Genomic DNA, 26,087 nt, shown 5'->3' with positions numbered 1-26,087 from the left:
CCGATTACGAACCACCCCTCAGCCATGTGTAGACTGGGCCGCGCACCACGCCGCCTTAGCTCAGTCGGCCAGAGCGACGCACTCGTAATGCGTAGGTCAAGGGTTCGATTCCCTTAGGCGGCTCGGCGAGGGGAAGCCCCAGGTCACACCGTGACCTGGGGCTTCTTCCGTTGTCGGACGTGAAGCACCGCTGGAGCGCGGGGCGCAGCCGGGGTCCGGGGGCCTGGGCCGGGGTGGGGATCTGTCGGGAAATGAGGGTGTGCGGGCGGGGGTGGGGGTCGTAGGGTCGAGTCGTACAGGACCACCCGTGCATGCGGGTGCAGGGATCTCCGAGCCCCCGAGATCGTCGTCCGGGCCCACAGACGGCCGGAGATCCGCTGAGTCTGCGGCGACATGCGGTTCTTCCGGCCCCGCCCTCCCGGACTTGTCCCGCCGGGAACATCCCGCGCTTCCGGCGGCCGGTGACGGGCGAAAAAAGCGCCAGGAGACGGGGACGGGGAGCCACGCCTTCTCGCGCACGGTCGCCGCCGGTGCCGACTCACGTACCCGGCGGCGACCCCTCGCCGTCTTCGCTGTCTTCGGCGGGCGAATTCTCGCGCCGGGCCACGCTTGCTTTTCTCCGGGCTTCGTTGTGCCCGGGATTCGCCATTCGGTGTGTTGCGCCATTCGATTGAATGGTCAAGCGTCGGGGCGTTACGGGGCAGCGTAAGGCCGCCGGGGAATTGTCGCGACAGCGGGTCCGGTGGATTGCGCCAGTGGAGTTATTCGCAAGTCTGAGCGAGCGGCCAATGGGGTGGGGCTGTAATCATTTTTATGTCCCATTCATGCGCAGAAGGAGAGAACCATGCGCAAGTTCATCGGACGCTTCGCCGCCACCGCCGCACTCACCGCAGCAGCGGTCGTCCCGCTGTCCGGAGTGGCCTCGGCTCAGACGCCGGCCGCCGCACCGACGACCGCTTCGGCGGCCGGCCCCTGCGGGTGGGGTTGGGGGTACGACTGCTGGGGCTGGCACGACGGCTGGCACCACCACGACCACAACCTGATCAATGTCGACCTCGGCCTCGGGATCCTCTGAGGGGCGCGGGAAAGGAGGAAGGGCCCCGCTTCCGCGGGGCCCTTCCTCGCTGCCTGCTGGTGCGCGAACGTCAGTCGTTGACGCAGGTGTTGCCGAAGGCGGGGTTCAGCAGCCCGATGATGTTGATGGAGTTGCCGCAGACGTTCACGGGAATGTGGACCGGGACCTGGACGGCGTTGCCGGACACGACGCCGGGCGAACCGGTCGCAGCGCCGCTGGCACCGCTGTCGGCCATCGCGGAACCGGAAGCGGCACCCGCGGCGAGGCCGGCGGCGGCCAGGACCATAGCGGCCTTGTGGGCAGTCTTCATGGGGAGTCCCTCCAGGGATGGTTACCGCGGCTCCGGACGGGCGCCGCACCGTGCTGAACGCAGATCCGGTCCATCGGCTACGGGCAGCCGCCGATAAACCTTCGATCGGCTCAATGCGCTGAATGTGCAGGAGCGACCGGCTGCATTCTGAATTCTGGTGGGTATTGAACGCCGGACTGCGGACCGGCCGCACGAGCCGCTTTCGGCGTGTTGCGATCCGTACACCGCGATCCGTACATCTGACCAGTGGTTCACCCGGCCGGGGCCGCACCCGTCGGGCTGTTGATGCGTTGATCGGTCTGTTAGCCCAACTGGGCGACGGAAATCGAAGCCGACGTTACTGTCCGCTGTTCAGTGAAGAGGTACTGCTATGTCGCGCGTTGCCAAGACCGCCCTGCTCACCGCCATGGCCGGGGCCGCGGTGCTCGGTGCTTCCGGTATGGCGTCCGCCACCTCCGGCGCGGGCGCGCACGGCGCCGCCGAGAACTCCCCGGGTGTCGGGTCCGGAAATGTCGTCCAGGTTCCGGTGCACGTCCCCGTGAACGCCTGCGGCAACACCGTCACGGTGATCGGCGCGCTCAACCCGGTTTTCGGCAACCCGTGCGTCAACCACTGACGGGAGTGCTCGGCGCAGGCCGGTGATCCGGCCGGCCGAACGGCCGCGGACCCGTTTCCACACGGCGCGGTGGTCCGATGTCCTTCGGGGCGTCAGGCCGCCGTGCCGTTGCGCGTTCATTCGAGTGACAGCACGCAACCAAACTCCCCGGAACACGTTGACCAGTTCGCTCCGACTACGGGCATTCCGTATTGAGAAGGGTGAATCGTGTTCAAGAAGGTTCTTGCCACGGGTGCCGTGGCGGCGTCCATTGTGGGCATGTCGGCTGCAGCGGCCCCGCAGGCGCTGGCGCTCGGTGACGACGGCGGTGCCACTTCCCTGAGCGGCAACGGTTCTTCGTCGTCGTTCGGTAACCAGACGACGGCCGGCAACATGAGCACGCAGCTCGGCCTGGTTCAGGGCACGCTGAACAAGCCCTGCGTCGGTCTGCCGCTCAAGGCCAACATCGGTTCGCTCATCGGTCTCATCCCGATCACGGTCCAGGACATCAACGTGCTGGCGAACCCGCAGAACCAGCAGTGCACCGACAACTCCAGTCAGAACAAGGGCGACGAGCCCCTGTCGCACATCGTGGACGGGGTTCCGATCCTGTCGGCGAACGGCACCGGCAACGGCTGATCCTCACCGGCTCACCGGCCGCGAAGGCCCGGACCGCCTGTCCTCTCCTCCTGGGCGGTCCGGGCCTTTTCGCGTGCCCGAAAAGGCTGCCGTGTGCTCGCAAAGGCCACTGCCGGGCGGGGAGTTCAGTTGCCTGACGGCCGAATTGCCTGCCGGCGAGGCGACGAGCGGAAATTCCTACAAGCATTACTTCAGGCCGAGTCGTTGGGTCATTAGAGGGTGTTCCGAGGAAAGTTCCAGCAGTGGGGTTTCGATTCCCCTGGGTGCTCGTTACCAGACACGGCAGCGTTGTTACGGGCGATCGGGATAGCGCTCGTGCGGCACGAAGGTCGTGACCGTTACGAACTCCGCTGCAGAAAGGGCTGAAAGTGAAGTACACGAAGGTCGCCGCGGTCGCCGCTGGAACGCTGATGGCAGCGGGGACCGCCGCGCCGGCGTTCGCCGACTCGGGCGCCAGCGGTGCCGCCAACAACTCTCCGGGTGTGATCTCCGGAAATGTTCTGCAGGTTCCGGTTCACGTTCCGGTGAACGTCTGCGGCAACACCATCGACATCATCGGCCTGCTGAACCCCGCCTTCGGCAACACCTGCGTCAACGACTGACGTCCGCGACGTACGCAGTTGTGAGTTCGACCCGGACGGCCTCGGGACGCATGCCATGCGCCCCGGGGCCGCCTTGTAGTTACGGGCGTACGGGCAGCAGCCCTTACGCGACGGCAAGCGAAGACAGGAAGACCAATGCGACAGGTCCTGGCAAAGGGTCTCCTCGCCGCCGCGGCCACCACGGGTGTGCTCGGGGTGACCGGAGGCACCGCGTTCGCGGACGCGGGGGCGAGCGGTGAGAGTGCGAACTCCCCGGGAGTGCTCTCCGGGAACAACGTCCACGCACCGGTGGAGGTGCCCGCGAACATCTGCGGGAACAGCGCGGACGTCGTCGGGGCGCTCAACCCGTCCTTCGGCAACGGCTGTGCCAGTGACGGGGGAGGCGCGGGCCACCAGGCGCAGGGCGGGCAGGAGCAGCGCTCCGCCGAGGACGCCGGGCAGGACGCCGGGGAAGGCGCCGGAGAGGGCGCGGGCGCGGCCGGCTCGGCGCAGAACTCACCGGGCGTGGGTTCCGGCAACGACGCCAAGGCCCCCGTCGACGTCCCGGTGAACGCCTGCGGCAACACCGCGGACATCGTCGGCCTGCTGAACCCCGTCTTCGGCAACCACTGCGCCGGGTCGTCGAACGAGCAGGAGCACGCGGACGAGTCCGTACCGCAGCACGTGACGCCCGACGCGCCGCGGCAGGCCGCACCGGAGGAGCGGCGCGCCGGGAAGGCGAACGACCCGGGGTCTCTGGGCACGCAGTTGGCCCACACCGGTACGCAGCAGATCGGCGTCGCGGCCGGTACCGGCGCCGCGCTGGTACTCGGCGGGGCGATCCTGTACCGCCGGGCGCGTCCGGGCAGGCGCTGACGCCGGCTGCCCGGTGCGCGATGCCCGGTGCACGGTGCCCGGCGCGGCGCCGGGCAATACGGCGGAGTGAGCGGCACAGCGGTACGAGCGGTATAGCCGATCGGGCAGCCGGGGAGAAATTCACATTTCCTTATGGACGGATGTGCGGGCGTCCGGGAAGTGGGCGAACGGAAACTCCGGGAGGGTCGCCGGAATTCCCGTCGTTCGGGTGGAACGGGAAAAAGGAGCGGGCCCGCAGTTTCCGTGTGCGGACCGGTTCGTTACCCATGACGACAGCGGCGGAACGCACGGGACGCCACACTGCCTGCGCGACGCGCAGGGCGTCCTCGTCGCCCTCGCCGCTGCGGAAAGGAACGTTGAAGATGAAGCTCGCGAAGACCGCGGCGATCCTCGCCGGCTCGGTGGTGGCGCTGGGGGCCGCGTCCCCCGCGCTCGCCGCTCCCGCCCCCTCGACCTCCCCGAGCATGAGTTTGAACGCCGGGCTGAACGACGCGCTCGCGAACGCAGGCAGGGCCGAGATCGACCCGCTGGTGGACAACGCGCACCGCACCACGCACGCGCTGGGCAGCGGCGACGCCGAGGGCCTGGTGGACGGCGCCACCGGACTCGCGGGGCATCTTCCGCTGGCCGGCCTGCCGATCGGGAAGTAACGCCGCTGGGCGGCCGATCCGGCGCAAGGATCAGCCGCCGTGCAGCGGGACGGCGTACGGCCCGTCCGGGCCCGCGACCGCGAGGACGGTTCCAGGTGAAGGGGATCGGAATCGCCCCCGCTGATCGGCCGCTCGATCAACATACCTTGCTCCGGCCCGTTATTCGGCGCACCGCCGAATTTACCGTCGAACGGCGGAAGCCGGCCGTCGGTCCGCTTTCGCGGGATTGCCTGCGGGATTTCTCGGGTCGAATACGCGCCCGGGGATCCGCGTATTCCACCGTACGGCTGTGCCGTCGCGGTGAATGAGACGCCCGGGCGAAGAACCATATGGGTGAAAGTGCAAAACCAAACCCGCTGAAAAGAGTTGGGCAGAGCGCTCCGGATGCGGGCATTCAGTAACAAGAAGGGTGAATCGTGATCAAGAAGTTCATGGCCTCGGCCGCAGTCGCAGCGTCCATCGTCGGTGCCTCGGCCGCCGCCGCTCCCCAGGCGATGGCCGTCGGTGACGACGAAGGTGCCACCGCCGTCAGCGGCAACGGTGCGTCGCAGTCGTTCGGCAACTCCACCACCCACGGCAACATGAGCCCGCAGATCGGTCTGATCCAGGGCTCGCTCAACAAGCCCTGCATCGGCCTGCCGGCCAAGCTGAACGTCGGTTCGCTCATCGGCCTCATCCCGATCACGGTCCAGGACATCAACGTCCTCTCCTCGCCGCAGAACCAGCAGTGCACCGAGAACTCCACCCAGAACAAGGGTGACGAGGCGCTGTCGCACCTGCTCGACGACATTCCGGTGCTGTCCGGGAACGGCACCGGCAACAGCTGAGTGTGACGAGAGCCCGGGCCGTTCCTCCTCCGCGGGGACGGCCCGGGCTTCTTGCTGCTCTGAGGCCCGAAGCCCGAGGCCCGAAGCCCGAGGCCCGAGGCCTCCAGGCGTGGGCACGGCCATGGCCCCGGCCGCCGCGGGTGGGCGGCGGACCGGGGCGGGCCTCATGTACGGCTCAGAGTTCGTACGGCCGCTGGCGGGGTGGCCGGCGCGGCGGGCCGGGTACGCGCGGCGGCTTGAGCGGCGGGACGCGCGGACCGGCCTGCGGCTCGGCGTCGTCGGGGAGTTCGCGGCGGGGCGGGAACGGGCCCCGCGCGTGCCACTCGGCCAGCAGCCGGTCGTAGATCGGCGTCGGCTCCTCCCGTACCCAGCGGCCGGGCCGTGGCACGCGTGGAGGCTGCGGGTCCGCGTGCTCGTCGTCGTCCTTCATGTCCACGTCGACGTACAACCGCTCGCCCCGGCCGCGGGTTATGCCGGGTGTGGGCCGAAGGAGTTACTGAGGGCTTGCTTCCTCCTGCGCCCAGGGCTCCTGCGGGCTCTTGGCGATGGTCCTCGCCAGGTCGCCGGCGGCGAGGAGGGTCTGCTGCGCGGCGGTCACCACGTCGTCCCGGTCGCGCGCGCCGAGGGCCTCTACCAGCGCCTCGATCTTCGACTGGAGATCGCCGACGGCGCGGGCCCGCGGCCCGGCGGCGGCCGGCGCCCGGGTGCCGGTCTGCTCCGGGCTCCCGGCGGCGTCCGCGCGGGCGGGGCCGGCGGGCGCGTACGGAGCGGGCGCGGCGTACGGGGTGCTGCCGGCGTACGGATCGGCCTGGGCGTACACGTCGGAGGACGCGTCCGTACCGGTGGGCCCGTACTGGTCCGTCGAGTAGCCCGGAGCCGGCCGCGCGTCGCGCCCCTGCAGCCTGGCGAGTTCGGCGGCGATGGCCTGGGCCTCGGTCTTGGTGTGCGCGGTGGAGTTGTCGTCGTCGTCCTTCAGCGCGTCGCCGACCACATGGAGCACGTCGCTGAGGGCGCCCAGCAGGCCGCCGGACTCGTTGCCCTTCTGGGGGGTGTCGGCGCCGGACGCCATGACGGCCGCGTCGGGCGGGGCGGCGTTCCGTTCGGCGGTGGACGCGGCGGCCGGGCCGGCCGTGCCGAGGACGAGGGCGCCGCAGGCGGCGGAGGTGACGATGAGTCCGGGCTTCCGGAGCATGCGCATGGTGGTCCTTTCGGGTGACCGGTAGGAGTGGCGGTGGTCGGCGCGGCAGTGCCGACGAGCGGCACCGCCGAGCGGTGCGTCGGGGGAACGCCGAGATACCGTCACGGTGCAAAGGACGGCCGCCGCGCGCAATTCATCGGCAACGTCCCGTCAGGGGCAGCCGGTTGCGGTCGTATTGTCTGACCTGCCGTTTCGGCCTGAGCGGCGAAGACGGCGGGGCTGCGGCCATTCGTGGCGGCGCGGACACCACCAGGGCGCACGGCCGGGTGGCACCGAGTCCGGAGTCATTACCTCCCGGACCATGCCGGCGTTGCACTGGGTGTGGCGGAACGTGTCACTGGCCGTGATGCGTGGGCCTTCGCGGGGCGGTGCCGTCTTCACCCTCCGGCACCGTCCCGCCTCCGGGCAGAGGCGCGTTCGTACGGCTGAGGGAACGTATCTTCATGCCGTCCCCGGTGCAGGCGTATTCCGTACCGGTACGGGCGCGGGCCGCAACCCGCGGCCATGGGCATGAGTTGAACCCCGGCGTGGAGCTCTTTCTCGACAGACAGCGCCCGGGAGTCGTGCCGCGCCCCGCGATGGAGCCGACCCCGATCTACGACCGGCTGCTGGCCGAATGGCGGGCGGGCATCGTCCGGCGGCCCGCCGCCCTGTGGCCGCACGACGACACGGTGCGCGGCACCGGCCAGGGGCCCGGCGGTCCGGGCTCCGGCCCGGGAGGACCTGGCCGCCCCGGGGGACCGTCCGGCGGGCGGCTTCCTGCCGTGGTGCCGCCCTCGATGGTGCGCAGGGGCAGGGTGCCCGTCGCGCCGCGTCCGGTGGCCGCCTCGCACCCGCTGTGAGGGCGCCGCACCTGCGGTGAGGCAGTACCGGGCGGCGCTCAGCGAGCGGCGTTCGTACGGTCCGGCGGGCAGTCGCGCGGCCGCGGGATGGCCGGGCCGAAGGCGAGCGCCTGCCGCACGACCTCCTGGGCGGTGGGCGGTACGTCGGGCCAGAAGATCAAGTCGCTGACGTAACGGCACTGCAGGGCCTGCTCCAGCCAGTCCAGGTGGGCATAGAGCCCGGCCTCGCCGTCGTACTCGCCGTCCAGGATGCGCTGGACGAGGGTGACGGCCTGCTGCCGTACGGCCTCGTCCGGGGCGCCGTCGCGGGCGCCCGCACGTCCCTCGTCGCCGCCGCGGCCGTCACCATCGCCGCGTCCGTCGCCGCCGCGGCCGCTGCTGCCGCTGTCGTCGCTCTGGTCGATCTGGCCGCTCTGATCGCTCTCCAAGCGTGGCTCCCTGTCGTCCCTGACCGGTCCCCCAGAGCCTGTCACTCTTCGATGGCCGCCAAAACCTCCGGACCCCTGGCCGGCCGATGGCGGTATATGGCTGCGGATCCGGCTCGGCGGTTGCGCTCCCCCGACGGGCGGTGTGCGCGCCGGCGCACCGACGGGCCGGATCCGATGTGACGATCTCATCGGACGGGTCCAACGGCTGACTAACATGTGCCCAACCATGTGGCCAACGGGTCGGCCGGTACGGAGGAGCAGCATGCGGTTCGGCCTGTTGGGCCCGCTGACGGTGTACGACGGCGCGGGCGGGGCCCGTCCCCTCAACAGCGCGAAGGGCCAGGCGCTGCTGGCCGCCCTCCTCTTGCGCGCGAACCGCGTCGTACCGGTCGACGTGCTCAAGGAGGCGCTCTGGGGCGGGCACGCGCCGGCCTCGGCCAACGCCTCGCTCTACAACCACGTCACGCGGCTGCGCCGGACGCTCGGCGCGGACGGCGACGGCCGGCTCAGGTCGGTGGCCCCGGGCTATCTGCTACGGGTCGGCGCGGGGGAGCTGGACAGCACGGAATTCACCGCTGCGGTACGGCGTGCCCGGGAGGCGTATGCCCGTACTGACTGGGCCGCGGTGCTCGGGGAGGCCGCCACGGCGTCCGCGCTGTGGCGCAGCCGTCCGCTGGACGGATTGCCGGCCGAGGTGTCCGACGCGCTGGACGCGCAGCCGTTCGTGCAGCAACTGGAGGAGGAAAGGCTCCAGTTGCTGGAGTGGCGGTACGAGGCCGAGCTGCGGCTGGGGCGGCACGGCGGGCTGGCCCCCGAGCTGTGCCGGCTGGCCACCGAGCACCCGCTGCGGGAGGGCTTCCACCGCCAGTTGATGCTGGTACTGCGCCGGACGGGCCGGCAGGCGGAGGCGCTCGCGGTCTTCCAGGCGCTGCGCCGGCGGCTGGTGGAGGAACTGGGCGTCGAGCCGGGCGCTGCCGTCCAGGAAGCGCTCCAGGAGGTGCTGCGGGAGGACGAGGCGGTCCCGGGAGTGCTGCGGGAGGACCCAGACCCGGAGCCGGCCGAGGGGGACGCGGCCGAGGACGCCGTCGAGGGCGTCGCCGTAGGCACGCCCGTGGGGCCCGCCACCGCCACGGAACCGAAGACCGCCCACCGGCCCGCCCAACTCCCGCCCCCGCCCGACCCCTTTCTCGGCCGCGACGAGCAGGTCGCCGCGCTGTACGAGGCGTTGGCCCCGCGTGGCGGCCGGGCCGCGACCGCCGTACTCAGCGGCATGGCGGGCGTCGGGAAGAGCGCGCTGGCCGTGCACGTCGCCCACGGGCTGCGCGAGCAGTACCCGGACGGACAGCTCTTCCTCAATCTGCACGGCGCCAACCCCGGCGTCGCGCCCATGAGCGCGCTCCAGGCGCTGGAGGTGCTGCTGCGCGACCTCGGGGTGCCGAGCGGGCGGGTGCCCGACGAGGTGCACGCCGCCTCGGCGCTGCTCCGCTCGACGCTCGCCGGGGCCCGTACCCTCCTCGTCCTCGACGACGCCGCCGGCGCGGCCCAGGTGCGGCCCCTGCTCCCGGCGGGCCCCGGCTGCGCGGTGCTGGTCACCAGCCGGTCGCCGCTGGCCGCGCTGGACGGCGCGGTGCACCTGCCGCTGGCCCGGCTCGCCGAGCGGGACAGCGTGGACCTGATCAGCCGGGTGTCGGGACACGGCCGGGTACCGGCGGACAGCCCGGCGGCCCGGCGGCTGGCGGAGCTGTGCGGGCAGCTTCCGCTGGCGCTGCGGGTGGTCGCCGCGCGGCTCGCGGCCCGCCGCGCGCTGACCGTGGAGGCGCTCGTGGAGCTGCTGGACGGGCAGGAAGGGCGGCTGGACCACCTGGAGTACGACGATCTGAGCGTGCGGCGCTCGCTGGCCGTCGCGTACGACGCGCTGGTGGCGTCGGAGCGCCCGGCCGACCGGGACGCGGCGCTGGCGCTGCGCCGGATGGGCGCGCTGGACCTGCCCGAGTACGAGACGGAGCTGGCAGCCCGGCTGATGGACGCCGATACCCGGCGGACCTGTGCCGCGCTGGACCGGCTGGTGGACGTGGCGCTGCTGGAGGAGGTGGCGTTCGGCCGGTACGCGCCGCACGACCTGGTGCGGGACTTCGCGCGGGAACTGGCGGCGCAGCACGAGGACGCGGCGGAGCGGGAGGCGGCGGAGCGGCGCGGCGTGGAGTGGTTCGCCGCCCGGGCCGCGCAGTCCGTACGGGTCCTCCTGCCGCCCTCGCCCTTCCAGGCGCTGCGGCTGGCGGGCGAGCCGGAGGAGGCGGCGGCGCCGTTCGCGGACGCGGAGGCGGCGTTCTGCTGGGGCGACCGGGAGCTGGCCGTCATGAGCGGCCTGGTGGCGCGGCACGTCCGTACCGAGTACGGCAGGGACGCTGCGGTGACGCTCGTACGGATGCTCGCGCCCTATCTGCAACGCCGCGGACGCACACAGGAATTGGCCAATCTCAGCGACCTGGCGCGAGCAGGGGCCCGGGAGTCGGGGGACGCGGGCGCCGAGGTGGTGGCGATGAGCGACCTGGCCAGCGCGTACTTCATGTCGGGGCGCTACGAGAAGGCGCTCGTACTGATCGACGACGCGATCGCCCGGTCGCGGCTGCTCGGTGACGACGAGTGGCTGCAGCGGGTGCTCAGCAACCGGGGGCTGCTCCTGTATGTACTGGGGCGGGCCGAGGAGTCGGCGGCGGCGCAGGAGGAGGCGCTCGCGTACGCGCACCGGCTGGGCGACGACCACGCGGTGGCGATCTGCCTGAGCCACCTGGGCAACCTCTACGAACTGACCGACGCGCGCAAGGCCATCGAGTACCACCGGCGGAGCCTGGAGGCGGGCGTCCGGCTGGACAGCGCACGGTTGCAGCAGACGGCGCGCTGCAACATCGGCTGCGCCTACCTCACGCTCGGTGAACCGGAGGCCGCGGTCGGTCAGTTCGAGGAGGCGCTGCGCTCGCTGGAGGACTCCACCGACTGGCACACGGTCTCCGAGACGCGCCTCGGGCTGATCCGCGCGCTGCGCACGCTGGCGCGGGCGGAGCGGGCCGCGCGGGAGTGCGAGACGCTGCTGGACCTGGCCGAGCTGCGCGGCGACGCGTACACCGCCGGCAAGGCGCGGTACGAGTACGGGCACGTGCTGCGCACCCTCGGGCGCGCGGCGGAATCGGACGAGCAGTGGCGGCTGTCGCTGAAGGCGCTGGACGGAACGGACGCCGATGTGCTGCCGGAGTTGCGCACCCTCGTGTGACGTGCTGGGCCGGCGCGCTCAATCCATGGCCAGTGAATTACCCCTCGTATTTACCCCTTGTCGGGTGCCGTCCGTGTCCTGATTGCACCGGGTCTGCTTAGCCCGCCTGGCGCACACGAATAGGAAAACGGATAAACTGGTGCAATTGTGGTGGGAGTTGTCATGGGCTCCGGTACCTGGCAGGGGTGGGTGGTCCGCTCCGGTCGGCACGCGAGGCCCGCCGCCAGCGTCCAGGAGGTCCCATGCTCCGAAGCGCCGTCCGCAGCGCCGCAGCCGGTCTCGTCCTTCTTTTCGCGGCGGTGCTCGCCGCTGACGCGGGCGTCCAGGGCGGTGGTGTCGCCGCCGCCCCGCCGGCCCCGGTCCGCCTGGTCTCCGCCAAGAAGGGGCTGCCGCTCGACGGCCCCACGGTCATCGCACACCGGGGCGCCGCCAAGTACGCCCCCGAGAACACCCTCGCCGCGGTCGACGAGGCCGACCGGCGCGGCGTGGAGTGGGTCGAGAACGACGTGCAGCGCACCAAGGACGGCAAGCTGATCGTCATCCACGACGCCACGCTCAAGCGCACCACCAATGTGGAGAAGGTCTATCCCGACCGGTCGCCGTGGCGGGTGGGCGACTTCACCGCGGCCGAGATCGCCAGGCTGGACGCCGGGAGCTGGTTCGGCAAGAAGTTCGCGGGGGAGCGGGTGCCCACCCTCGCCTCGTACCTGAACCGGATGGAACGCAACGACCAGCGCCTCCTGCTGGAGATCAAGAATCCGGAGAAGTACCCGGGTATCGAGAAGCAGATCCTCGCCCAGTTGCGGTCGTCCGGATGGCTGGACGCGACCCATGTGATGGACGGGCTCGTCATCCAGAGCTTCGGCGTCGCCGCCGTCCGCCGCGTGCACACCCTGCAGCCGGACGTGCGGACGGCGGTGCTCGGCACGCCGAGCCGCGCGCAGCTCCCGGAGTACGCCCGGTTCGCCGACTGGATCAATCCGCCGTACAAGAGCCTGAGTTCGGCCTATGTGTCCGCTGTGCAGAGCCTGTGGGGACCGCACGCCGACCGCCTGGAGGTGCACACTTGGGGTGTGTCGGTGGGTCAGGCCAAGCGGGCGTTCTCGGCCTACAGCGTCGACGGCGTCATCCTCTGACCTGCCCCTTCGTACTCACCGGTCACCGTGTGACGTACATGGCATGTGAAGCATGTGAGGAGACGATTTACGGGATTCGGTGTGCCGGGCTAGGGTGCCTCTGATGTTCTCAGCTGCCTCGCTCCCCGCAATTCCGGTAAGACGGAGAATTCTCTCCCTGGGTTGCCCGGGGGAGGGGACGTGAACAATCTCGCGCAGCCGCACAGTGAGCGGCGCAGCCCCCTCCCGCCGACGCGGACCGCACCACAGCCGGCGGACGCCGCGGTAACGGGCGGAGCGCAGCAGGCCGGACGGAAGAGCACCGAGCCGTCGAAGAACGGCAAGCAGCGGGACGCCTTCTTCGACAACGCCAAGTACCTGGCGATCGTGCTGGTGGCCATGGGCCACTCGTGGGAACCGCTGCGGGACGGCAGCCGGTCGGCGGCGGCGCTCTACATCACGGTGTACGCCTTCCACATGCCGGCGTTCATCATCATCTCCGGCTACTTCTCGCGCAGTTTCGACATGCGCAAGGACCGGCTGCAGCGGCTGATCACCGGTGTCGCGGTGCCGTACATCCTCTTCGAGGTCGCGTACACGCTGTTCAAGCGGTACGCGGACAACGACCCGGGCTACGACTTCAGCCTGCTGGACCCCTGGTATCTGACCTGGTTCCTGATCGCGCTGTTCATCTGGCGGCTCACCACCCCGATCTGGAAGGTCGTGCGCTGGCCGGTCCCGCTGGCCCTGGCCATCGCCGTCCTCGCGTCCGTCTCGCCGAACATCGGCAACGACCTCGACCTCCAGCGGGTGCTGCAGTTCCTGCCGTTCTTCGTCATCGGCCTGAACCTCAAGCCCGAGCACTTCCTGATCGTGCGCAACAAGCGGGCCCGCATCCTCGCGGTGCCGGTCTTCGCGAGCGCGCTGGTCTTCGCTTACTGGGCCGCACCCCGGATGAACGCCGCGTGGTTCTACCACCGCGACGCCGCCCAGGAGCTCGCCGCCCCGTGGTGGAGCGGCGCGGTCATGACCCTCGCGATGTTCGGCTGCTCGCTCGTCCTGGTCGCGTGCTTCTTCGCCTGGATCCCGGGCCGCACGATGTGGTGCACCGCCCTCGGCGCCGGCACGCTGTACGGCTACCTGCTGCACGGCTTCCTCGCCAAGGGCTCCCGCTTCTGGGGCTGGTACGACGACTGGGACTGGATCCACACTCCGTGGGGCGCCATCGTGCTCACCCTCTTCGCGGGCGCGCTCATCACCGTGCTGTGCACCCCACCGGTGCAACGGATGTTCCGCTGGGCGATGGAACCGAAGATGGCCTGGGCCTTCAAGAAGGACCCGGCCGAGGCGGCCCGCCACCGGAAGTGACGCACTGAGCGCGGCAAGTCCGCGCGACCTCGGAAGGGGCCCGGTTCGCTACGGCGGACCGGGCCCCTTCCGATTTTCGGCGGACCGCAGCCTTTCAGGACACCACCGCGATGCCCTCGATCTCGACGAGCGCGGCCTCGTCCCACAGCCGGGTCGCGCCGATCACGGCCATCGCCGGATAGTCGCTGCCGGCCAGCCGCTTCCATACCCGGCCGATGGCCGCGGCGTTGCGGCGGTAGTCGGCCACGTCCACCGCGTACACCGTGAGCTTGGCCAGGTCCGCGGGGCCCGCGCCGGCCGCTTCCGCGGCGGCCAGCAGATTCGTCAGTGCCTGCTCGAACTGCTCGACGACGCCCGTGCCGACGATCCGGCCGGCGCCGTCCAGCGCGGTCTGCCCGGCGAGCAGGACGAGCGTGCCGGAGGGGGCTCGCACGGCGTGGCTGAAGCCGGTCGGCGGGGACAGCCGCGGTGGGTTGATCCGCTCCAGCTCGCTCATGCTTCCGCCTCCGCCTCAGCCGCCGCTCGTCGCCACCAATTCGTAGCGCACTCCCAGCGATTGAAGCGCCTCCTGCTCCTCCTGCGGAAGATCCTGGTCGGAGATGACGAGATCGAAGTCGGACAGCGGAGCCAGCTCGTACAGCGCCTGGCGGCTGAACTTGGAGTGGTCCACGAGCAGCACCTTGCGCCGGGCCGCCGCCATCAGGGCCCGCTTGACCAGGACGTTCTCCTGGGCCTGGTGGTAGCAGTGGCCGTTGTCGACGGCGGAGGTGGACAGGAAGGCGACATCGGCGCGGAAGCTGCGCGCGATGTCGGCGGTGGACATGCCGAGGAAGGCGTTGAACGCGGCGTGGTACTCGCCGCCCAGCGCGATCACCCGGATGTCGGGCTCGTCGGCCAGCTCGTTGATCACCTGCAGGGAGTTGGTGATCACGGTGTACGCGCCGCGTCCGGAGAGTGAGCGGGCCAGCGGCAGGGCCGTGCTGGAGTCGTCGATGATCACCGCCTGGCCGGGCTCCGCTATGGCCAGCGCGGCCGCGCAGATCGCCTCCTTCGCCGCGACCTGCTCATTGCCGCGCCAGCGCGCGTTGGACTCGAACAGGGCATTGGGCGCGGCCGTGGCGCCGCCCCGCACCTTCCGCAGCCAGCCCTGGTGCTCCAGGGTGTCCAGGTCACGGTGGACGGTCATCTGGCTGACGCCCAGCTCCTTGACCAGGTCCTCGATGCTGACCTGGCCTTCGGCCAGCACCCGGTCCGCGATCCGCTTCCGGCGGTCCTTGGGGCCGAGCTTGGCCGGGGAGGCGGCGTCGCCGGCGGCGGGCGCGGCGTCGTCGGCCGGGGGCACGGCGTCAGGAGTCCCCTCGGCAGTGCCGTCGGCAGTCCCTTCGGTACCGGTCAACGCTCGTCCTCTCCCGGCTGGCGGTCAGCCACGTCCTCGCACGTCCTCACGGCCCGGCCGGCCGCACCGGGGCCTCCTCGGAGTTTAGAGCCTGCCCGGGCGCCGACCCCTGGTCCGGGCGTACCGCCGTACGCCCGGCACGCCCGCTCCTCCGGACGTGCCGCGCCTCACTTCGCGTCCGCGTAGCACTCCACCACCGCCGTGGTGAACGGGAAGCGGACCGGGGTGGGGCCGAAGGCGAGGCGGCCCGCGAGGTCGGCGGCCGTGGTGATGGCCTGCGCGACGGCGGGCGCCTCCTCCTCGGGGCAGTGCACGATCACTTCGTCGTGCTGGAAGAAGACCAGCTCGGCCTGCATGCCGGCGTCGTGCAGCGACCGGCGGAGCGCGGCCAGGACGAGCAGCGCCCAGTCGGCGGCGCTGCCCTGTACGACGAAGTTGCGCGTGAAGCGGCCGCGGGCCCGGGCGCCCGCGGTGCTGCCGTACGAGGGCGGGGCTTCCTCCTGGGGCAGGCCCGCCTCGTCGGGCGCGGCCACCGAGGCGGGCGGGCTCGTACGTCCCAGCCAGGTGCGCACGAGGCGGCCCTCCTCGCCGGCCCGCGCCGCGTCGTCCACGTACGCCACCGCTGCCGGATACCGGCGCCGCAGGTCCGCCATGTGCTTGAGCGCGTCGCCCGAGGTCTGGCCGTAGATCGCGCCGAGCAGCGCGAGCTTGGCCTGTGCGCGGTCGCCGCCGAAGGCGCGGGCCGCCAGGTCGGCGTACAGGTCCCGGCCGCTGCCCGCGACCTCCATCAGGCCGCGGTCCCGGGAGACGGCCGCCAGCACCCGCGGCTCCATCTGGTCGGCGTCCGCGACCACCAGCCGCCAGCCGGGGTCGGCGACCACCGCCCGCCGGATCACCTTGGGTACCTGCAGCGCGCCGCCGCCGTTGGTCGTCCAGCGCCCGGAGACCGTGCCGCCGGGCAGGTACTCCGGGCGGAACCGGCCCTCGTGCACCCACTGCTGGAGCCAGGACCAGCCGTGCGCGGTGTGCAGGCGGTAGAGCTTCTTGTACTCCAGGAGCGGGGCGACGGCCGGATGGTCGATGCGGAGCAGCTCCCACTTGCGGGTGGAGGCCAGCTTGATGCCGGCCTGCGCGAAGGCCCGGATGATGTCGGCCGGCAGGTCGGGACGGACCCGCACGCCCGGCCCGAATGCATGGGACACCTCGTCCGCCAGCTCGGCCAGCCGCTGCGGCTCCAGGCCGCGCGGATAGCGCTCGCCGAGGAGCTCGTCCAGGAGCGCGCGGTGCACGTCCGCGCGCCAGGGCACTCCGGCCCGGTGCATCTCGGCGGCGACCAGCATCCCGGCCGACTCCGACGCGAGCAGCAGCCGCATCCGCTCCGGCCGCTCGGTCTTCTCCGTGCGCGCGAGCTGGCCCGCGTACACCTCCCGCAGCGCCGTGAACTCGTCCGTGCCCGGCGGCAGCGGGACCGGGCCCGGCTCGAAGAGCGAGGGCTGCGTCTCCGCGGTCCGCACGGGCGGGTCCTCCGGCACCGGCAGGCCGCGCAGCCGCGCCCAGGCCGCCGCGAGCGACCGCGGCTGACCGGACTGGCCCTCCTCGTGGCCGATCAGCAGGGCCTCGGCGGCCTCGACGTCGTAACACCGCTCGACCCGCACCCCGGCCGCGAGCAGCTTGCGGTACGACTCCGCCGTGGACCGCCATACCCAGCGCTCCACGTCCGGCCGCGCCCGCACGGCCGTGACCAAATCCGGCTCCTCGACGACCGCACCGACGGCCGCTCCTGCCTCGTCCACCGCACACAGCCGCACACCCCCGTTCGCCGACTCGCCCACCACCCACCGCATGCTGTGAGTTTCGCACCGGGGTACGACATTCGGCCGTAGCGCCGCTTCCCTCCAGCCCTTGTCGGACCCCTCGGCGTCAGATCTCCTGGACCGATATCGGGCGGTCGCGGCCCGTGCAGCGGGCGAGGTGGGCCGCCTCGGCCGCCAGGCCCTCGTCCGGCACGGGGCCGTGCTCCGCCACGTGGTCCTTGAAGAGGCCGACCTCCACGGCCGTGTCGGTGAAGGCCCAGACGCCCGCGACCCGGCCGCCGTGCACGACGACGGGAGAGATCCACCCGGCCGCACGGCTCACGGCCTTCCTGTGGTGGGCCGGGACCAGGCGGCCGTCGGCGGTGCCCGGCCCCAGGACGTACTGGTCGAAGCCGGCCAGCAGCCGCACCTCGCGGGAGGGCCGCACGGCCGCCAGCGCGTCGGCGTCCTCGCTGCGGATGTACGCACCGGGCTCGCCGTCCACCTCGACCGGCGTGAGCGCGTCCCCGAGCGCCGCGAACCAGCCACGCAGGACCGCCTTACGGGTCGCGCCGCGCAGCAGCCACGCGTCGAAGGCGGCGGGCGTCGCGGGGCCGTGCGCCCCCAGATACACGGAGATCACCGTCCCGGCTGCCTCCTCGGGGTCCGGTATGCCGCCCCAGCCCGGCACCCAGGAGTGCGGCGCGGTGAACGTGACGTTCCGTCCCCGGGGCAGGCCCTGGCACAGGCGGCCGGTCCAGGCCAGCGGCTTGAGCACCGCGCTCCAGCCCGAGGAGAGCTGCTCGCCGAGCCCGGCCAGGTCCTTGCGGGAGCACACCGCGGCCACCAGCTCCTCACGGGTCAGCTGCCGCCCGTCCAGCGCTTCGTCGACGGCCTCGCCCAGCGCCGCGAGCTGCCGCGGGCTCACCCCGAACGCCTTCTGCCAGGACGGCTTCTCCCACGTCCGCGCCGCGCCGAGCAGGGAGAGGTACGCACCGGTCTCCGGAGCGGGCAGCAGATGCAGCGTGCCGCGCATGGCCCAGGTCCTGACCACCGAGCGGTCCGCGAGCGCGGCGTCGACGGCGCCCGGCGCCGGGTCGCTCCGGCGGGTGGCGACCGCCAGCTCGGCGGACGAGGCGACCTGGGCCTGCACCCCGGCCAGCCGGCCGGCGAGCTCCGCGACGGACGCGGCCCCGCGCGGGACGAGGCTCTGCTGCCGCAGCCGCCAGGCCAGCACCTGGCCCTGACGCACCTTCAGCGTTCGGTTCATGTGCCCATTGCACCGCACGCCACTGACAATCGCCCGGCACCGCAAGTCACAGCGGTGGCAATGATGTTCGCCGTGTCCCGCCTCTGTTCCCGCGCCGCCGGGCGGCGGGACCATACGCTCGCGAGTGCTGGGGACCGGACACCGAAGAGGGAGCCGCCGTATGACCAGATCCGAGCAGACCGTCGCCCACCGCCTCATCGGCTCGGGCCCACGCCGCGTCATCGTGCTGCACGACTGGTTCGCCACCTGTGCGGGCTGGGGCGCGGTCCTGGACTACCTGGACACCGAGGAGTTCACGTACGCGTTCCTGGACTACCGCGGTTACGGCGACCGCAAGGACGTCCCCGGCCGCTACGACCTCCCCGAGATCGCCGACGACGTGCTGGCCCTCGCCGACCAGCTCGGCTGGGACCGCTTCGCGCTGGTCGGGCACTCGATGGGCGGCAAGGCGATCCAGCAGGTGCTGGTCCGCGCGCCGGAGCGGGTCAGCCGTCTGCTGGGCCTCGCACCCGTACCGGCGGCGCCGTACCCGATGGACGAGCCGACGCAGGCCCTCTTCTACGGGGCGTCCGAGGACCCCGAGAAGCGCCGGGCCATCCTCGACCTGGTGACCGGCCACCGTACGGGCCGGGTCTGGCAGCAGCGGATGATCAGCCACTCGATGGCGGCCTCCCGCAAGGAAGCGCACGCCGGCTACCTGGCCAGTTGGCACACGCTGGACCTCTCGGACGCGGTGCGCGGCAATCCCGTCCCCGTGCGCGTCGTCGTCGGCGAGCACGACCTCGCCCTCACCGCCGACCTCATGCGCGCGACATGGCAGAGCTGGTATCCGAACGCCGACGTCGTCAGCCTCCCGGGCACGGGCCACTACCCGATGCACGAAACCCCGGTGGCCCTGGCCGCCGTGATGGAGGACTTCCTCCGGGAGTGAGGCCCCGGGGTGCTACTCCTGGCCGACGGTCCGCTGCTGCTCCGGGGCCGCCCGGTCGCCGTCGCGGTCGTCGGACTTCATGGCCTTGGTCTCCGACTTCAGAATGCGCATCGACTTGCCGAGGCCGCGGGCCATGTCGGGGAGCTTCTTCGAGCCGAAGAGCAGCACGAGGACGGCGAGGATCAGCACCAGGTGCCAGGGCTCGAGGGCATTGCGGAACATGGGGGCTCGCTCTCGTTGGGGGTGCGTTCCCGTGGGTGCGCAGCCGCGCGCCCCTACGCGCGGTACGGATGGGGACGTTCCGCCCAGTATGACCCGTACAGGGGTACGGAAAGGAAACCGGGGCCGGGGGGCGCGTGAACGGCGGCCCCGGCCCCGGTGTCGCCGGGCTGCCTACCAGCTCGACTTCGTCACGCCCGGCAGGTAGCCCGCGTGCGCCTGTCCGCGCAGGTTGACGCGGGACAGGCCGAAGGCGCGGAAGTAACCGCGCGGGCGGCCGTCGACGCTGTCGCGGTTGCGGACGCGGGTGGCGCTGGCGTCGCGCGGCTGGCGGGCCAGCTCGCTCTGCGCGGCGAGCCGTTCCTCGTCCGGCGTCTTCGGGTCGCGGATGATCGCCTTCAGGGCGGCCCGGCGGGCCGCGTAACGGGCGACGACGACGCGGCGCTTCTCGTTCTTCGCGATCTTGCTCTTCTTCGCCATGTCAGATGCGCTCCCCTCGGGCCCGGATACGGGCGACGGCGGCTTCGATGCCGATGGTGTCGACGGTCTTGATCGCCTTGGTGCTGAGCCGCAGGCGTACGAAGCGGTTCTCGCTGGGCAGCCAGTACCGCTTGCGCTGGATGTTCGGGTCGAAGCGGCGCGGTGTGCGCCGGTGCGAGTGGGAGATCGTGTTGCCGAAGGCCGGCGCGCGGCCGGTCAGCTGGCAGTGGGCGGACAAGTGAGCTACCTCCTACTGAGCCCTTAATGAAAATGACTGTCGTTTCTGTATAGTAGCCCGTATGGCCCGCAACGAACTACGTCCCGTGATCAAGCTCCGGTCCACCGCCGGCACGGGCTACACGTACGTCACCCGCAAGAACCGCCGTAACGACCCCGACCGGCTGGTGCTGAAGAAGTACGACCCGGTCGCCGGCCGGCACGTCGACTTCCGAGAGGAGCGCTGAGCAGCGTCATGAAGCCTGGAATCCACCCCGCGTACGGGCCCGTCGTCTTCCGCGACCGGGCCGCCGACTTCGCCTTCCTCACCCGGTCGACCGCCACCAGCGACAAGACGGTCGAGTGGGAGGACGGGAACACGTACCCGGTGATCGACGTGGAGATCTCCTCGGCGAGCCACCCCTTCTACACGGGCACGGCGCGCGTACTGGACACCGCGGGGCGCGTGGAGCGCTTCGAGCGCCGGTTCGGCAAGCGGACGCCCGGCGGCCGGCGCGCGGCCGACGGTGAGCGCGGGGACCGCTGATGGAGCGCGACCGGCTCTCCGTGGTGATCGTCGGCGGGCTGCACGGGGAGGCCCGCCGGGCCGCCGTCGAGCAGTTGCTGCGGACCGTCCCCGGCAGCGTCGCCCTCCACCACGACCTCGCCACCGCCGTCGACGGCGTCGTGCAGCGCACCGTGCGCGACGGTACGGGCCTGCTGGACAGCGGCGAGGCGCCGCTGGTCAACGACTGCGCGTGCTGCGCGCTGCGCGAGGACCTGGTGCCCGAGCTGGAGCGGCTGGCGGACGGCCGGACCTGCCGACTGGCCGTCGTGGAGCTGTGGGACTCGGTGGAGCCCAAGGCGATGGCCGAGGTGATCGACTCCTGCGGCGGCGAGTCGCTCGCGCTGACCGGCGTCATGACGGCCGTCGACCCGGCCCTGCTGCTGCCCTACCTGGGCTGCGGCGACGACCTCGCCGAGGCGGGCCTCGCGGCCGCCGCCTCCGACCAGCGGACCGTCGCGGACACCTGGGCGCGCCAGCTCGAGTACCCGCCGGTGCTGGTCCTCGCGCCCGGTGAGGAGCCGGGTGACGAGTCCGACCTGGCGCTGCTGAACCAGCTCCATCCCACGGCGCAGCGCATCCCGGTGGAGTCGCCGGAGCTGGCGGCCGCAGCCGTGGCGGGCTTCGACGTCGCGGCGGCCGCCGCGCGCCAGCACCCGGCCTGCGCGCTGCTGCCGCAGGAGGCCGACGAGGCGGACGTCGCGACCCTGGTGTGGCACCGCACGCGGCCGTTCCACCCCGGCCGGCTGCACGCCGCGCTGGAGGACCTGTGCTGTGCCGCCGCGCGCAGCCGGGGCCGCTTCTGGCTGGCCGACCGGCCGGACACGCTGCTCTCCTGGGACGCGGCGGGCGGCGCGCTCTGCGTGGAGAACACCGGGCCGTGGCTGGCCTCGCTGCCGGACGCCGCCTGGGAGATGGTGCCGCCGATGCGCCGGGCCGCCGCCGCGCTGGACTGGGATCCCGAGCACGGCGACCGGGCGCAGCACCTGGTGTTCACCTCGCCCGGCCTGGACCGGGAGGGGCTGACGGCGCTGCTGGAGTCCTGCCTGCTCACCGACGCGGAGTACGCGCGCGGCCGGGAGTACTGGCGGCAGCTGTCCACCGCGTTCGACGAACTGCTCGACCCGGTGCCGTAGGCGGCGTCCGCCAACCGCGATACGCGTGTGTCGTACATCTACATCAATTCTCGGTCGTCTTCGATGGCCCGATCTTGTGAGGAAACCCCTGCCATGCCCCGTCGTCCCGACCCGCGCAAGAAGAGCGCGCCGCGCCCCAACCCGCTCGACGCGGCGGGAATCACCTACGTCGACTACAAGGACACCGACCTGTTGCGGAAGTTCCTCTCCGACCGCGGGAAGATTCGCAGCCGCCGCATCACCAGGGTTTCTGCGCAGCAGCAGCGGCAGATCGCCGCGGCGATCAAGAACGCCCGGGAGATGGCGCTGCTGCCGTACGCCTCCCGCTGACCGTACGCCGCCGGGCATGGGGAAGGAGCGGGAGGGGAAGGCGCTCGACGGGCGGGGCACGGCCCGACGAGCTGTGACGGGCTGGCCACAGGCTGTCGTGCACGTGCATCTGCCCGAGCATTGGCATATGAACAGAGTTATGATCCCGGGCAGTTGATGCCATTTCTCACCGGGAGAGACCAGTGCCCCACGCGTACAACGGCATGGCCGCATCGGATCTCGACGGAGTGGTGTGGCAGAAGAGCCGGCACAGCAACTCCAACGGTACGTGTGTGGAGTTCGCGAAGCTGCCCGGCGGCGACGTGGCGGTACGCAACTCCCGCTTCCCCGAGGGGCCCGCGCTCGTCTATACGCCGGCGGAGATCGAAGCGATGCTGCTCGGCATCAAGGACGGGGAATTCGACCACCTGATACGGGACTGACCCGCGGGGCGCGGCTGAGGCCGGCACCCCTCCCCGTATCGCACGCGCATGCGAATATGCACGTGCACGCTCAGTGCTGAGAGAGTGCTGAGAGGGCGATCCGGTACAGGAAGGGCGCGGTCAGCTCGCCTGCGCCCGGGAAGCGGCCGTGGCCTGGGCCGGTACCTGCGGGAGCTGGAAGAGCGCCCAGACGACCTTGCCGTGCGCGGCGTCCTCCAGGCGGTGCCAGCCCCAGCTGTCGCTGAAGGAGTCCACCAGGTAGAGCCCGCGCCCGGACTCCGCGGAGAAGTCCGCCTCGCCCTCGACCGGCGAGGCGTCGCTGGCGTCCCGAACCGCGCAGACCAGCCGGCCCGCCCAGCGGATCAGGTGGAGTCTCGGCGAGGTGTCGTCGGCGGCCCCGTGGACGCGCCCGCCCGCCGCGCCGTCCCGTTCCGGCGCCGCGTGCCGCAGCGCGTTGGTGACCAGCTCGGACACGACCAGCGCGACGCTGTCGAAGAGTTCGTCCATGTTCCAGTGCTGCAGCGTCTCGCGGGTGAACTGCCGCGCGCCGCGCACCGATTCGTACTGCGGCTGCAGGGTCCAGGAGACGGAGCCGGAGATGGCTGCGGGGTCGACTGGCGGAAGCCCCTGCCATAACGGCGCGAGCATGGTCGAAACCTTGGTCCCCATGCGAGGCACTCCTGGCGTTCGCGGACGTCACGATCCAGACGGGTGTGCCCAGATCTCGCGGGTCTTTCACGAGCGTGCATGTGTGCGAGCTCCATGGTTCCGAATGCGTACGGCAGATGCAAGGGCAGATGCACGTGCAGACGTCCACTTTGTGTACGGCCGTGGGCATAGAGGCGTAATTCTTCCTACGCACTCTTGTGCCCGGCTTTACCGGAGCCGCGAGAACAGGCCCATATCCGTAACCGGTTGAGCACGCAACGGAGCCCGAACGTGGCAGACTGCCGCTCATTGTTGGACGGGGTGGGTCACGGGAGGGTCGAAGTTGTGACCGCAAGTGAGTCGAGCGGATCTGTGGTGCGGCGCATCCTGCTGGGGTCGCAGCTGCGGAGGCTGCGAGAGTCCCGCGGGATAACACGTGAGGCGGCCGGCTACTCGATCCGCGCATCGGAATCGAAGATCAGCCGCATGGAGCTGGGGCGGGTGAGCTTCAAGGCGCGGGACGTGGCGGACCTGCTGACCCTCTACGGCGTCGGGGACGAGGCCGAGCGCGACTCCCTCCTCGGACTGGCCCGAGAGGCCAACGTGGCGGGCTGGTGGCACAGTTACGGCGATGTACTTCCCGGCTGGTTCCAGACATATGTGGGACTGGAAGGAGCCGCGTCGCACATCCGCACCTACGAGGTGCAGTTCGTGCACGGGCTCCTGCAGACGGAGGGATACGCGCACGCCGTCGTGAGCCGCGGCATGCGCGGCGCCCCCGCGGCCGAGATAGACCGCCGCGTCGCGCTGCGCCAGGAACGCCAGAAGCTGCTGATCGCGGAACGGGCGCCGCAGTTCGACTGCGTACTGGACGAGGCCGCGCTGCGCCGCCCGTACGGCGACCGCTCCGTCATGCGGGGCCAGCTCCAGCATCTGATCGACATATCGGAGCGCCCGAACGTGCGCCTGCAGGTCGTGCCCTTCAACTTCGGCGGGCACGCGGGCGAGAGCGGCGCCTTCACGATGCTGCGCTTCCCCGAGTCCGACCTCTCCGACATCGTCTATCTGGAGCAGCTCACCAGCGCGCTGTATCTGGACAAGGCCGAGGAGGTCGGCCAGTACGAGCGGGTGATGAGCAGCCTCCAGGAGGAAAGCCTGGACCCGTCGCGCACCCGGGATCTTCTCCGTGGTCTCCTCCAACTGACGTAACTCGCCAGTAGAATGACGCCGGTTCAGCCATCCCCACAGGCGCCCGCACAGAGTAGGAACAACCATGTCTTTCTTCTCCGACCTGGCCTACCAGTACATCGACGGTGAGTGGCGGGTCGGCAGCGGCTCGTGGGACATCATCGACTTCAACCCGTACGACCAGGAGAAACTCGCGTCGGTCACGGTCGCGGGCGTGGACCAGGTCGACGAGGCGTACCGGGCTGCCGAGCGCGCGCAGCGCGAGTGGGCGCGCACCAATCCGTACAGCCGCCGGCTGATATTCGAGAACGCGCTGCGCATCGTCCAGGAGCGCGAGGACGAGATCATCGAGGCGATCGTCGTCGAGCTCGGCGGTACGCGCGTCAAGGCGGCCTACGAAGTGCGCACGGCGCAGGAGTTCCTGCGCGAGGCCGTACAGCTCGCGCTGCGCCCCGAGGGCCGCATCGTGCCGTCCCCGGTGCAGGGCAAGGAGAACCGCGTCTACCGGCTCCCGGTCGGCGTCATCGGCGTGATCAGCCCGTACAACTTCCCGTTCCTGGTCACCCTGAAGTCCGTGGCGCCCGCGCTGGCCCTCGGTAACGCCGTCGTCGTCAAGCCCAACCAGAACACCCCGGTGGTCGGCGGTGGCCTGATCGCCAAGATCTTCGAGGACGCGGGCCTGCCGGCGGGGCTGCTGAACGTCCTGATCACGGACATCGCCGAGATCGGTGACGCGCTGATAGAGCACCCGGTGCCCCGGGTCATCTCCTTCACCGGCTCGGACAAGGTCGGCCGGCACGTCGCCGCGGTCACCGCGGGCCACTTCAAGCGCGCCATCCTCGAACTGAGCGGCAACAGCGCGCTGATCGTCCTGGACGACGCGGACGTCGACTACGCGGTGGACGCCGCGGTCTTCAGCCGCTTCGTGTACCAGGGCCAGGTCTGCATGGCGGCCAACCGCGTCCTGGTGGACCGCAAGCTCGAGGCGGAGTTCACCGAGAAGTTCGTGGCCCGGGTCAGGAAGCTGAAGACCGGCGACCCGCGCGATCCGGACACCCACATCGGCCCGCTCATCAACAGCTTCCAGGCCGAGGCGCTGACCGCGCTGGTGGAGCGGGCGGTCGCCGAGGGCGCCACGCCGCTGGTGCGCGGGAGTACGCGGGGCAATCTCGTCGAGCCGACGGTGCTGTCGAGGCTGCCCGCCGACTCCGCGCTGTACGGGCAGGAGATCTTCGGGCCCGTCGTGCTGCTCGGCGCGTTCGACGGCGAGGAGGAGGCGGTGCGGCTCGCCAACGACTCCCCGTACGGCCTGAGCGGCGCGGTGCACACCGGCAACGTGGAGCGCGGGGCGCGGGTGGCCCGGGAGATCGAGACCGGGATGATCCACATCAACGACAGCACGGTCCAGGACGAGCCGCTGGTGGCCTTCGGCGGCGAGAAGGCGTCCGGGGTCGGTCGGCTGAACGGCGAGTCGACGGTGGAGGCGTTCACGACCCAGAAGTGGGTCTCGATCCAGCACGAGCGGACCACGTTTCCGTTCTGAGGTCCCTTTTTGACGGGTCTCGTTCTGGCGGGACTCGTTCCGACCGGTCTCGTTCCGGCCGGACTCGCGGGCCCTTGCGGACAGAACGCCCTTGCGGACAGAACCTGACCGCAAGGGCCCGTAGCTTCCTCGGTGTCGGGGAGAAGCGCTCCCCGGCCACCACGAAGCGACGAAAGGC

Annotated in this window: 31 protein-coding genes and 1 tRNA gene; 20 read left to right on the top strand and 12 right to left on the bottom strand. The window is 71.3% G+C overall.

The genetic code is table 11. The features are described 5' to 3' along the window. The first annotated feature begins 49 nt into the window (after window positions 1–49). A tRNA-Thr gene (locus tag IG84_RS0119255) sits at window positions 50–123 on the top strand. A 721-nt stretch (window positions 124–844) separates the two neighbouring features. Then, complete coding sequence (locus tag IG84_RS0119250; RefSeq protein ID WP_031058613.1) at window positions 845–1,075, top strand: hypothetical protein; 231 nt, start codon at window positions 845–847, stop codon at window positions 1,073–1,075. A gap of 70 nt (window positions 1,076–1,145) precedes the next feature. Here the strand turns inward: IG84_RS0119250 and IG84_RS0119245 are convergent, their stop codons facing one another. Further along, window positions 1,146–1,385: a chaplin gene (locus IG84_RS0119245; protein ID WP_031058610.1), complete on the bottom strand. Its 240-nt coding sequence runs from the start codon at window positions 1,383–1,385 to the stop codon at window positions 1,146–1,148. A gap of 370 nt (window positions 1,386–1,755) precedes the next feature. Here IG84_RS0119245 and IG84_RS0119240 point away from each other — a divergent pair, with 370 nt between their 5' ends. From IG84_RS0119240 to IG84_RS0119215, 6 genes are all read left to right on the top strand, one after another. After that, the gene (locus IG84_RS0119240; RefSeq protein ID WP_031058608.1) at window positions 1,756–2,001 is read left to right on the top strand and encodes a chaplin; all 246 of its coding nucleotides are present in this window, start codon (window positions 1,756–1,758) and stop codon (window positions 1,999–2,001) included. 207 nt (window positions 2,002–2,208) lie between these two features. Continuing rightward, window positions 2,209–2,619 carry a rodlin gene (locus IG84_RS0119235; protein WP_030260220.1) on the top strand — a complete coding sequence of 137 codons (411 nt, stop codon included), beginning with the start codon at window positions 2,209–2,211 and terminating at the stop codon, window positions 2,617–2,619. Window positions 2,620–2,987: 368 nt separating this feature from the next. Then, complete coding sequence (locus IG84_RS0119230) at window positions 2,988–3,221, top strand: chaplin (protein WP_031058604.1); 234 nt, start codon at window positions 2,988–2,990, stop codon at window positions 3,219–3,221. A 135-nt stretch (window positions 3,222–3,356) separates the two neighbouring features. Then, window positions 3,357–4,076: a chaplin gene (locus IG84_RS0119225; RefSeq protein ID WP_031058601.1), complete on the top strand. Its 720-nt coding sequence runs from the start codon at window positions 3,357–3,359 to the stop codon at window positions 4,074–4,076. 362 nt (window positions 4,077–4,438) lie between these two features. Beyond that, window positions 4,439–4,726 carry a hypothetical protein gene (locus IG84_RS0119220; protein WP_031058598.1) on the top strand — a complete coding sequence of 96 codons (288 nt, stop codon included), beginning with the start codon at window positions 4,439–4,441 and terminating at the stop codon, window positions 4,724–4,726. Between the two features lie 416 nt (window positions 4,727–5,142). Then, window positions 5,143–5,553, top strand: a complete 411-nt coding sequence (locus IG84_RS0119215) for a rodlin (RefSeq protein WP_031058596.1) — start codon at window positions 5,143–5,145, stop codon at window positions 5,551–5,553. Window positions 5,554–5,728: 175 nt separating this feature from the next. Here the strand turns inward: IG84_RS0119215 and IG84_RS0119210 are convergent, their stop codons facing one another. Both IG84_RS0119210 and IG84_RS0119205 read right to left on the bottom strand, forming a co-directional pair. Further along, the gene (locus IG84_RS0119210) at window positions 5,729–5,983 is read right to left on the bottom strand and encodes a hypothetical protein (RefSeq protein WP_211266485.1); all 255 of its coding nucleotides are present in this window, start codon (window positions 5,981–5,983) and stop codon (window positions 5,729–5,731) included. A 63-nt stretch (window positions 5,984–6,046) separates the two neighbouring features. Beyond that, complete coding sequence (locus tag IG84_RS0119205; protein ID WP_157848914.1) at window positions 6,047–6,751, bottom strand: hypothetical protein; 705 nt, start codon at window positions 6,749–6,751, stop codon at window positions 6,047–6,049. A 443-nt stretch (window positions 6,752–7,194) separates the two neighbouring features. On the opposite strand from IG84_RS0119205, the gene IG84_RS41210 reads away from it, so the two are divergent. Beyond that, window positions 7,195–7,593, top strand: coding sequence for a hypothetical protein (locus IG84_RS41210; protein ID WP_157848913.1), 399 nt, complete (start codon window positions 7,195–7,197; stop codon window positions 7,591–7,593). A 38-nt stretch (window positions 7,594–7,631) separates the two neighbouring features. Here IG84_RS41210 and IG84_RS42285 read toward each other — a convergent pair whose 3' ends face one another. After that, a complete protein-coding gene (locus IG84_RS42285) occupies window positions 7,632–8,021 on the bottom strand; it encodes a hypothetical protein (RefSeq protein ID WP_245659417.1) in 390 nt (129 codons plus the stop codon). A 262-nt stretch (window positions 8,022–8,283) separates the two neighbouring features. On the opposite strand from IG84_RS42285, the gene IG84_RS0119190 reads away from it, so the two are divergent. From IG84_RS0119190 to IG84_RS0119180, 3 genes are all read left to right on the top strand, one after another. Then, window positions 8,284–11,289, top strand: a complete 3,006-nt coding sequence (locus tag IG84_RS0119190; RefSeq protein ID WP_031058584.1) for an AfsR/SARP family transcriptional regulator — start codon at window positions 8,284–8,286, stop codon at window positions 11,287–11,289. A gap of 242 nt (window positions 11,290–11,531) precedes the next feature. Continuing rightward, a complete protein-coding gene (locus IG84_RS0119185) occupies window positions 11,532–12,425 on the top strand; it encodes a glycerophosphodiester phosphodiesterase (protein ID WP_031058582.1) in 894 nt (297 codons plus the stop codon). A gap of 180 nt (window positions 12,426–12,605) precedes the next feature. Beyond that, complete coding sequence (locus IG84_RS0119180; RefSeq protein WP_031058579.1) at window positions 12,606–13,772, top strand: acyltransferase family protein; 1,167 nt, start codon at window positions 12,606–12,608, stop codon at window positions 13,770–13,772. Between the two features lie 94 nt (window positions 13,773–13,866). Here the strand turns inward: IG84_RS0119180 and IG84_RS0119175 are convergent, their stop codons facing one another. The 4 genes from IG84_RS0119175 to IG84_RS0119160 all read right to left on the bottom strand — a co-directional run bounded on the left by IG84_RS0119175 (window position 13,867) and on the right by IG84_RS0119160 (window position 18,231). Further along, window positions 13,867–14,268: a RidA family protein gene (locus IG84_RS0119175; protein WP_031058576.1), complete on the bottom strand. Its 402-nt coding sequence runs from the start codon at window positions 14,266–14,268 to the stop codon at window positions 13,867–13,869. A 15-nt stretch (window positions 14,269–14,283) separates the two neighbouring features. Continuing rightward, window positions 14,284–15,168 (bottom strand): DeoR/GlpR family DNA-binding transcription regulator, encoded by an 885-nt coding sequence (locus IG84_RS0119170; protein WP_382467443.1) that lies wholly within the window; start codon window positions 15,166–15,168, stop codon window positions 14,284–14,286. A gap of 167 nt (window positions 15,169–15,335) precedes the next feature. Beyond that, window positions 15,336–17,012, bottom strand: a complete 1,677-nt coding sequence (locus IG84_RS0119165; RefSeq protein ID WP_031058569.1) for a bifunctional 3'-5' exonuclease/DNA polymerase — start codon at window positions 17,010–17,012, stop codon at window positions 15,336–15,338. 76 nt (window positions 17,013–17,088) lie between these two features. Next, window positions 17,089–18,231 (bottom strand): winged helix DNA-binding domain-containing protein, encoded by a 1,143-nt coding sequence (locus tag IG84_RS0119160; RefSeq protein ID WP_078649028.1) that lies wholly within the window; start codon window positions 18,229–18,231, stop codon window positions 17,089–17,091. Window positions 18,232–18,391: 160 nt separating this feature from the next. On the opposite strand from IG84_RS0119160, the gene IG84_RS0119155 reads away from it, so the two are divergent. Next, window positions 18,392–19,162 (top strand): alpha/beta fold hydrolase, encoded by a 771-nt coding sequence (locus IG84_RS0119155; RefSeq protein WP_031058564.1) that lies wholly within the window; start codon window positions 18,392–18,394, stop codon window positions 19,160–19,162. 12 nt (window positions 19,163–19,174) lie between these two features. Here IG84_RS0119155 and tatA read toward each other — a convergent pair whose 3' ends face one another. The 3 genes from tatA to rpmB all read right to left on the bottom strand — a co-directional run bounded on the left by tatA (window position 19,175) and on the right by rpmB (window position 20,099). After that, the gene (gene tatA, locus IG84_RS38080) at window positions 19,175–19,384 is read right to left on the bottom strand and encodes a Sec-independent protein translocase subunit TatA (protein ID WP_037800578.1); all 210 of its coding nucleotides are present in this window, start codon (window positions 19,382–19,384) and stop codon (window positions 19,175–19,177) included. Window positions 19,385–19,555: 171 nt separating this feature from the next. Then, window positions 19,556–19,861: a 30S ribosomal protein S14 gene (gene rpsN / locus IG84_RS0119145; protein ID WP_031058562.1), complete on the bottom strand. Its 306-nt coding sequence runs from the start codon at window positions 19,859–19,861 to the stop codon at window positions 19,556–19,558. A gap of 1 nt (window position 19,862) precedes the next feature. Beyond that, complete coding sequence (gene rpmB / locus IG84_RS0119140) at window positions 19,863–20,099, bottom strand: 50S ribosomal protein L28 (protein ID WP_031058560.1); 237 nt, start codon at window positions 20,097–20,099, stop codon at window positions 19,863–19,865. Window positions 20,100–20,160: 61 nt separating this feature from the next. Between rpmB and rpmG the strand changes: the two genes are divergently transcribed. The 5 genes from rpmG to IG84_RS0119115 all read left to right on the top strand — a co-directional run bounded on the left by rpmG (window position 20,161) and on the right by IG84_RS0119115 (window position 22,530). Then, entirely contained in the window at window positions 20,161–20,325 is a 165-nt protein-coding gene (rpmG, locus tag IG84_RS0119135; RefSeq protein WP_030019254.1) for a 50S ribosomal protein L33, read from the top strand. Between the two features lie 8 nt (window positions 20,326–20,333). Beyond that, window positions 20,334–20,624, top strand: coding sequence for a type B 50S ribosomal protein L31 (locus tag IG84_RS0119130; RefSeq protein ID WP_031058557.1), 291 nt, complete (start codon window positions 20,334–20,336; stop codon window positions 20,622–20,624). Continuing rightward, entirely contained in the window at window positions 20,624–21,778 is a 1,155-nt protein-coding gene (locus IG84_RS0119125) for a GTP-binding protein (protein ID WP_031058554.1), read from the top strand. Before IG84_RS0119130 ends, IG84_RS0119125 begins: the two co-directional genes overlap by 1 nt. A gap of 93 nt (window positions 21,779–21,871) precedes the next feature. Continuing rightward, the gene (rpsR, locus tag IG84_RS0119120) at window positions 21,872–22,108 is read left to right on the top strand and encodes a 30S ribosomal protein S18 (protein WP_031058550.1); all 237 of its coding nucleotides are present in this window, start codon (window positions 21,872–21,874) and stop codon (window positions 22,106–22,108) included. Between the two features lie 182 nt (window positions 22,109–22,290). Next, complete coding sequence (locus IG84_RS0119115; protein ID WP_031058548.1) at window positions 22,291–22,530, top strand: DUF397 domain-containing protein; 240 nt, start codon at window positions 22,291–22,293, stop codon at window positions 22,528–22,530. A 120-nt stretch (window positions 22,531–22,650) separates the two neighbouring features. Here IG84_RS0119115 and IG84_RS0119110 read toward each other — a convergent pair whose 3' ends face one another. After that, window positions 22,651–23,199: an ATP-binding protein gene (locus IG84_RS0119110; RefSeq protein ID WP_063761819.1), complete on the bottom strand. Its 549-nt coding sequence runs from the start codon at window positions 23,197–23,199 to the stop codon at window positions 22,651–22,653. Between the two features lie 324 nt (window positions 23,200–23,523). Here IG84_RS0119110 and IG84_RS0119105 point away from each other — a divergent pair, with 324 nt between their 5' ends. Together IG84_RS0119105 and IG84_RS0119100 are read left to right on the top strand one after the other, a co-directional pair. Continuing rightward, the gene (locus tag IG84_RS0119105) at window positions 23,524–24,387 is read left to right on the top strand and encodes a helix-turn-helix domain-containing protein (protein WP_030260299.1); all 864 of its coding nucleotides are present in this window, start codon (window positions 23,524–23,526) and stop codon (window positions 24,385–24,387) included. A 64-nt stretch (window positions 24,388–24,451) separates the two neighbouring features. Continuing rightward, window positions 24,452–25,909: an aldehyde dehydrogenase family protein gene (locus tag IG84_RS0119100; RefSeq protein WP_031058542.1), complete on the top strand. Its 1,458-nt coding sequence runs from the start codon at window positions 24,452–24,454 to the stop codon at window positions 25,907–25,909. Window positions 25,910–26,087: the final 178 nt, after the last annotated feature.

It is taken from the genome of Streptomyces ochraceiscleroticus (assembly GCF_000720485.1).
In the GTDB taxonomy this organism is placed as follows: domain Bacteria; phylum Actinomycetota; class Actinomycetes; order Streptomycetales; family Streptomycetaceae; genus Streptomyces; species Streptomyces ochraceiscleroticus.
The sequence above is the reverse complement of the archived record's forward strand: the minus strand, read 5'-3'. Positions and strand labels throughout refer to the sequence as shown.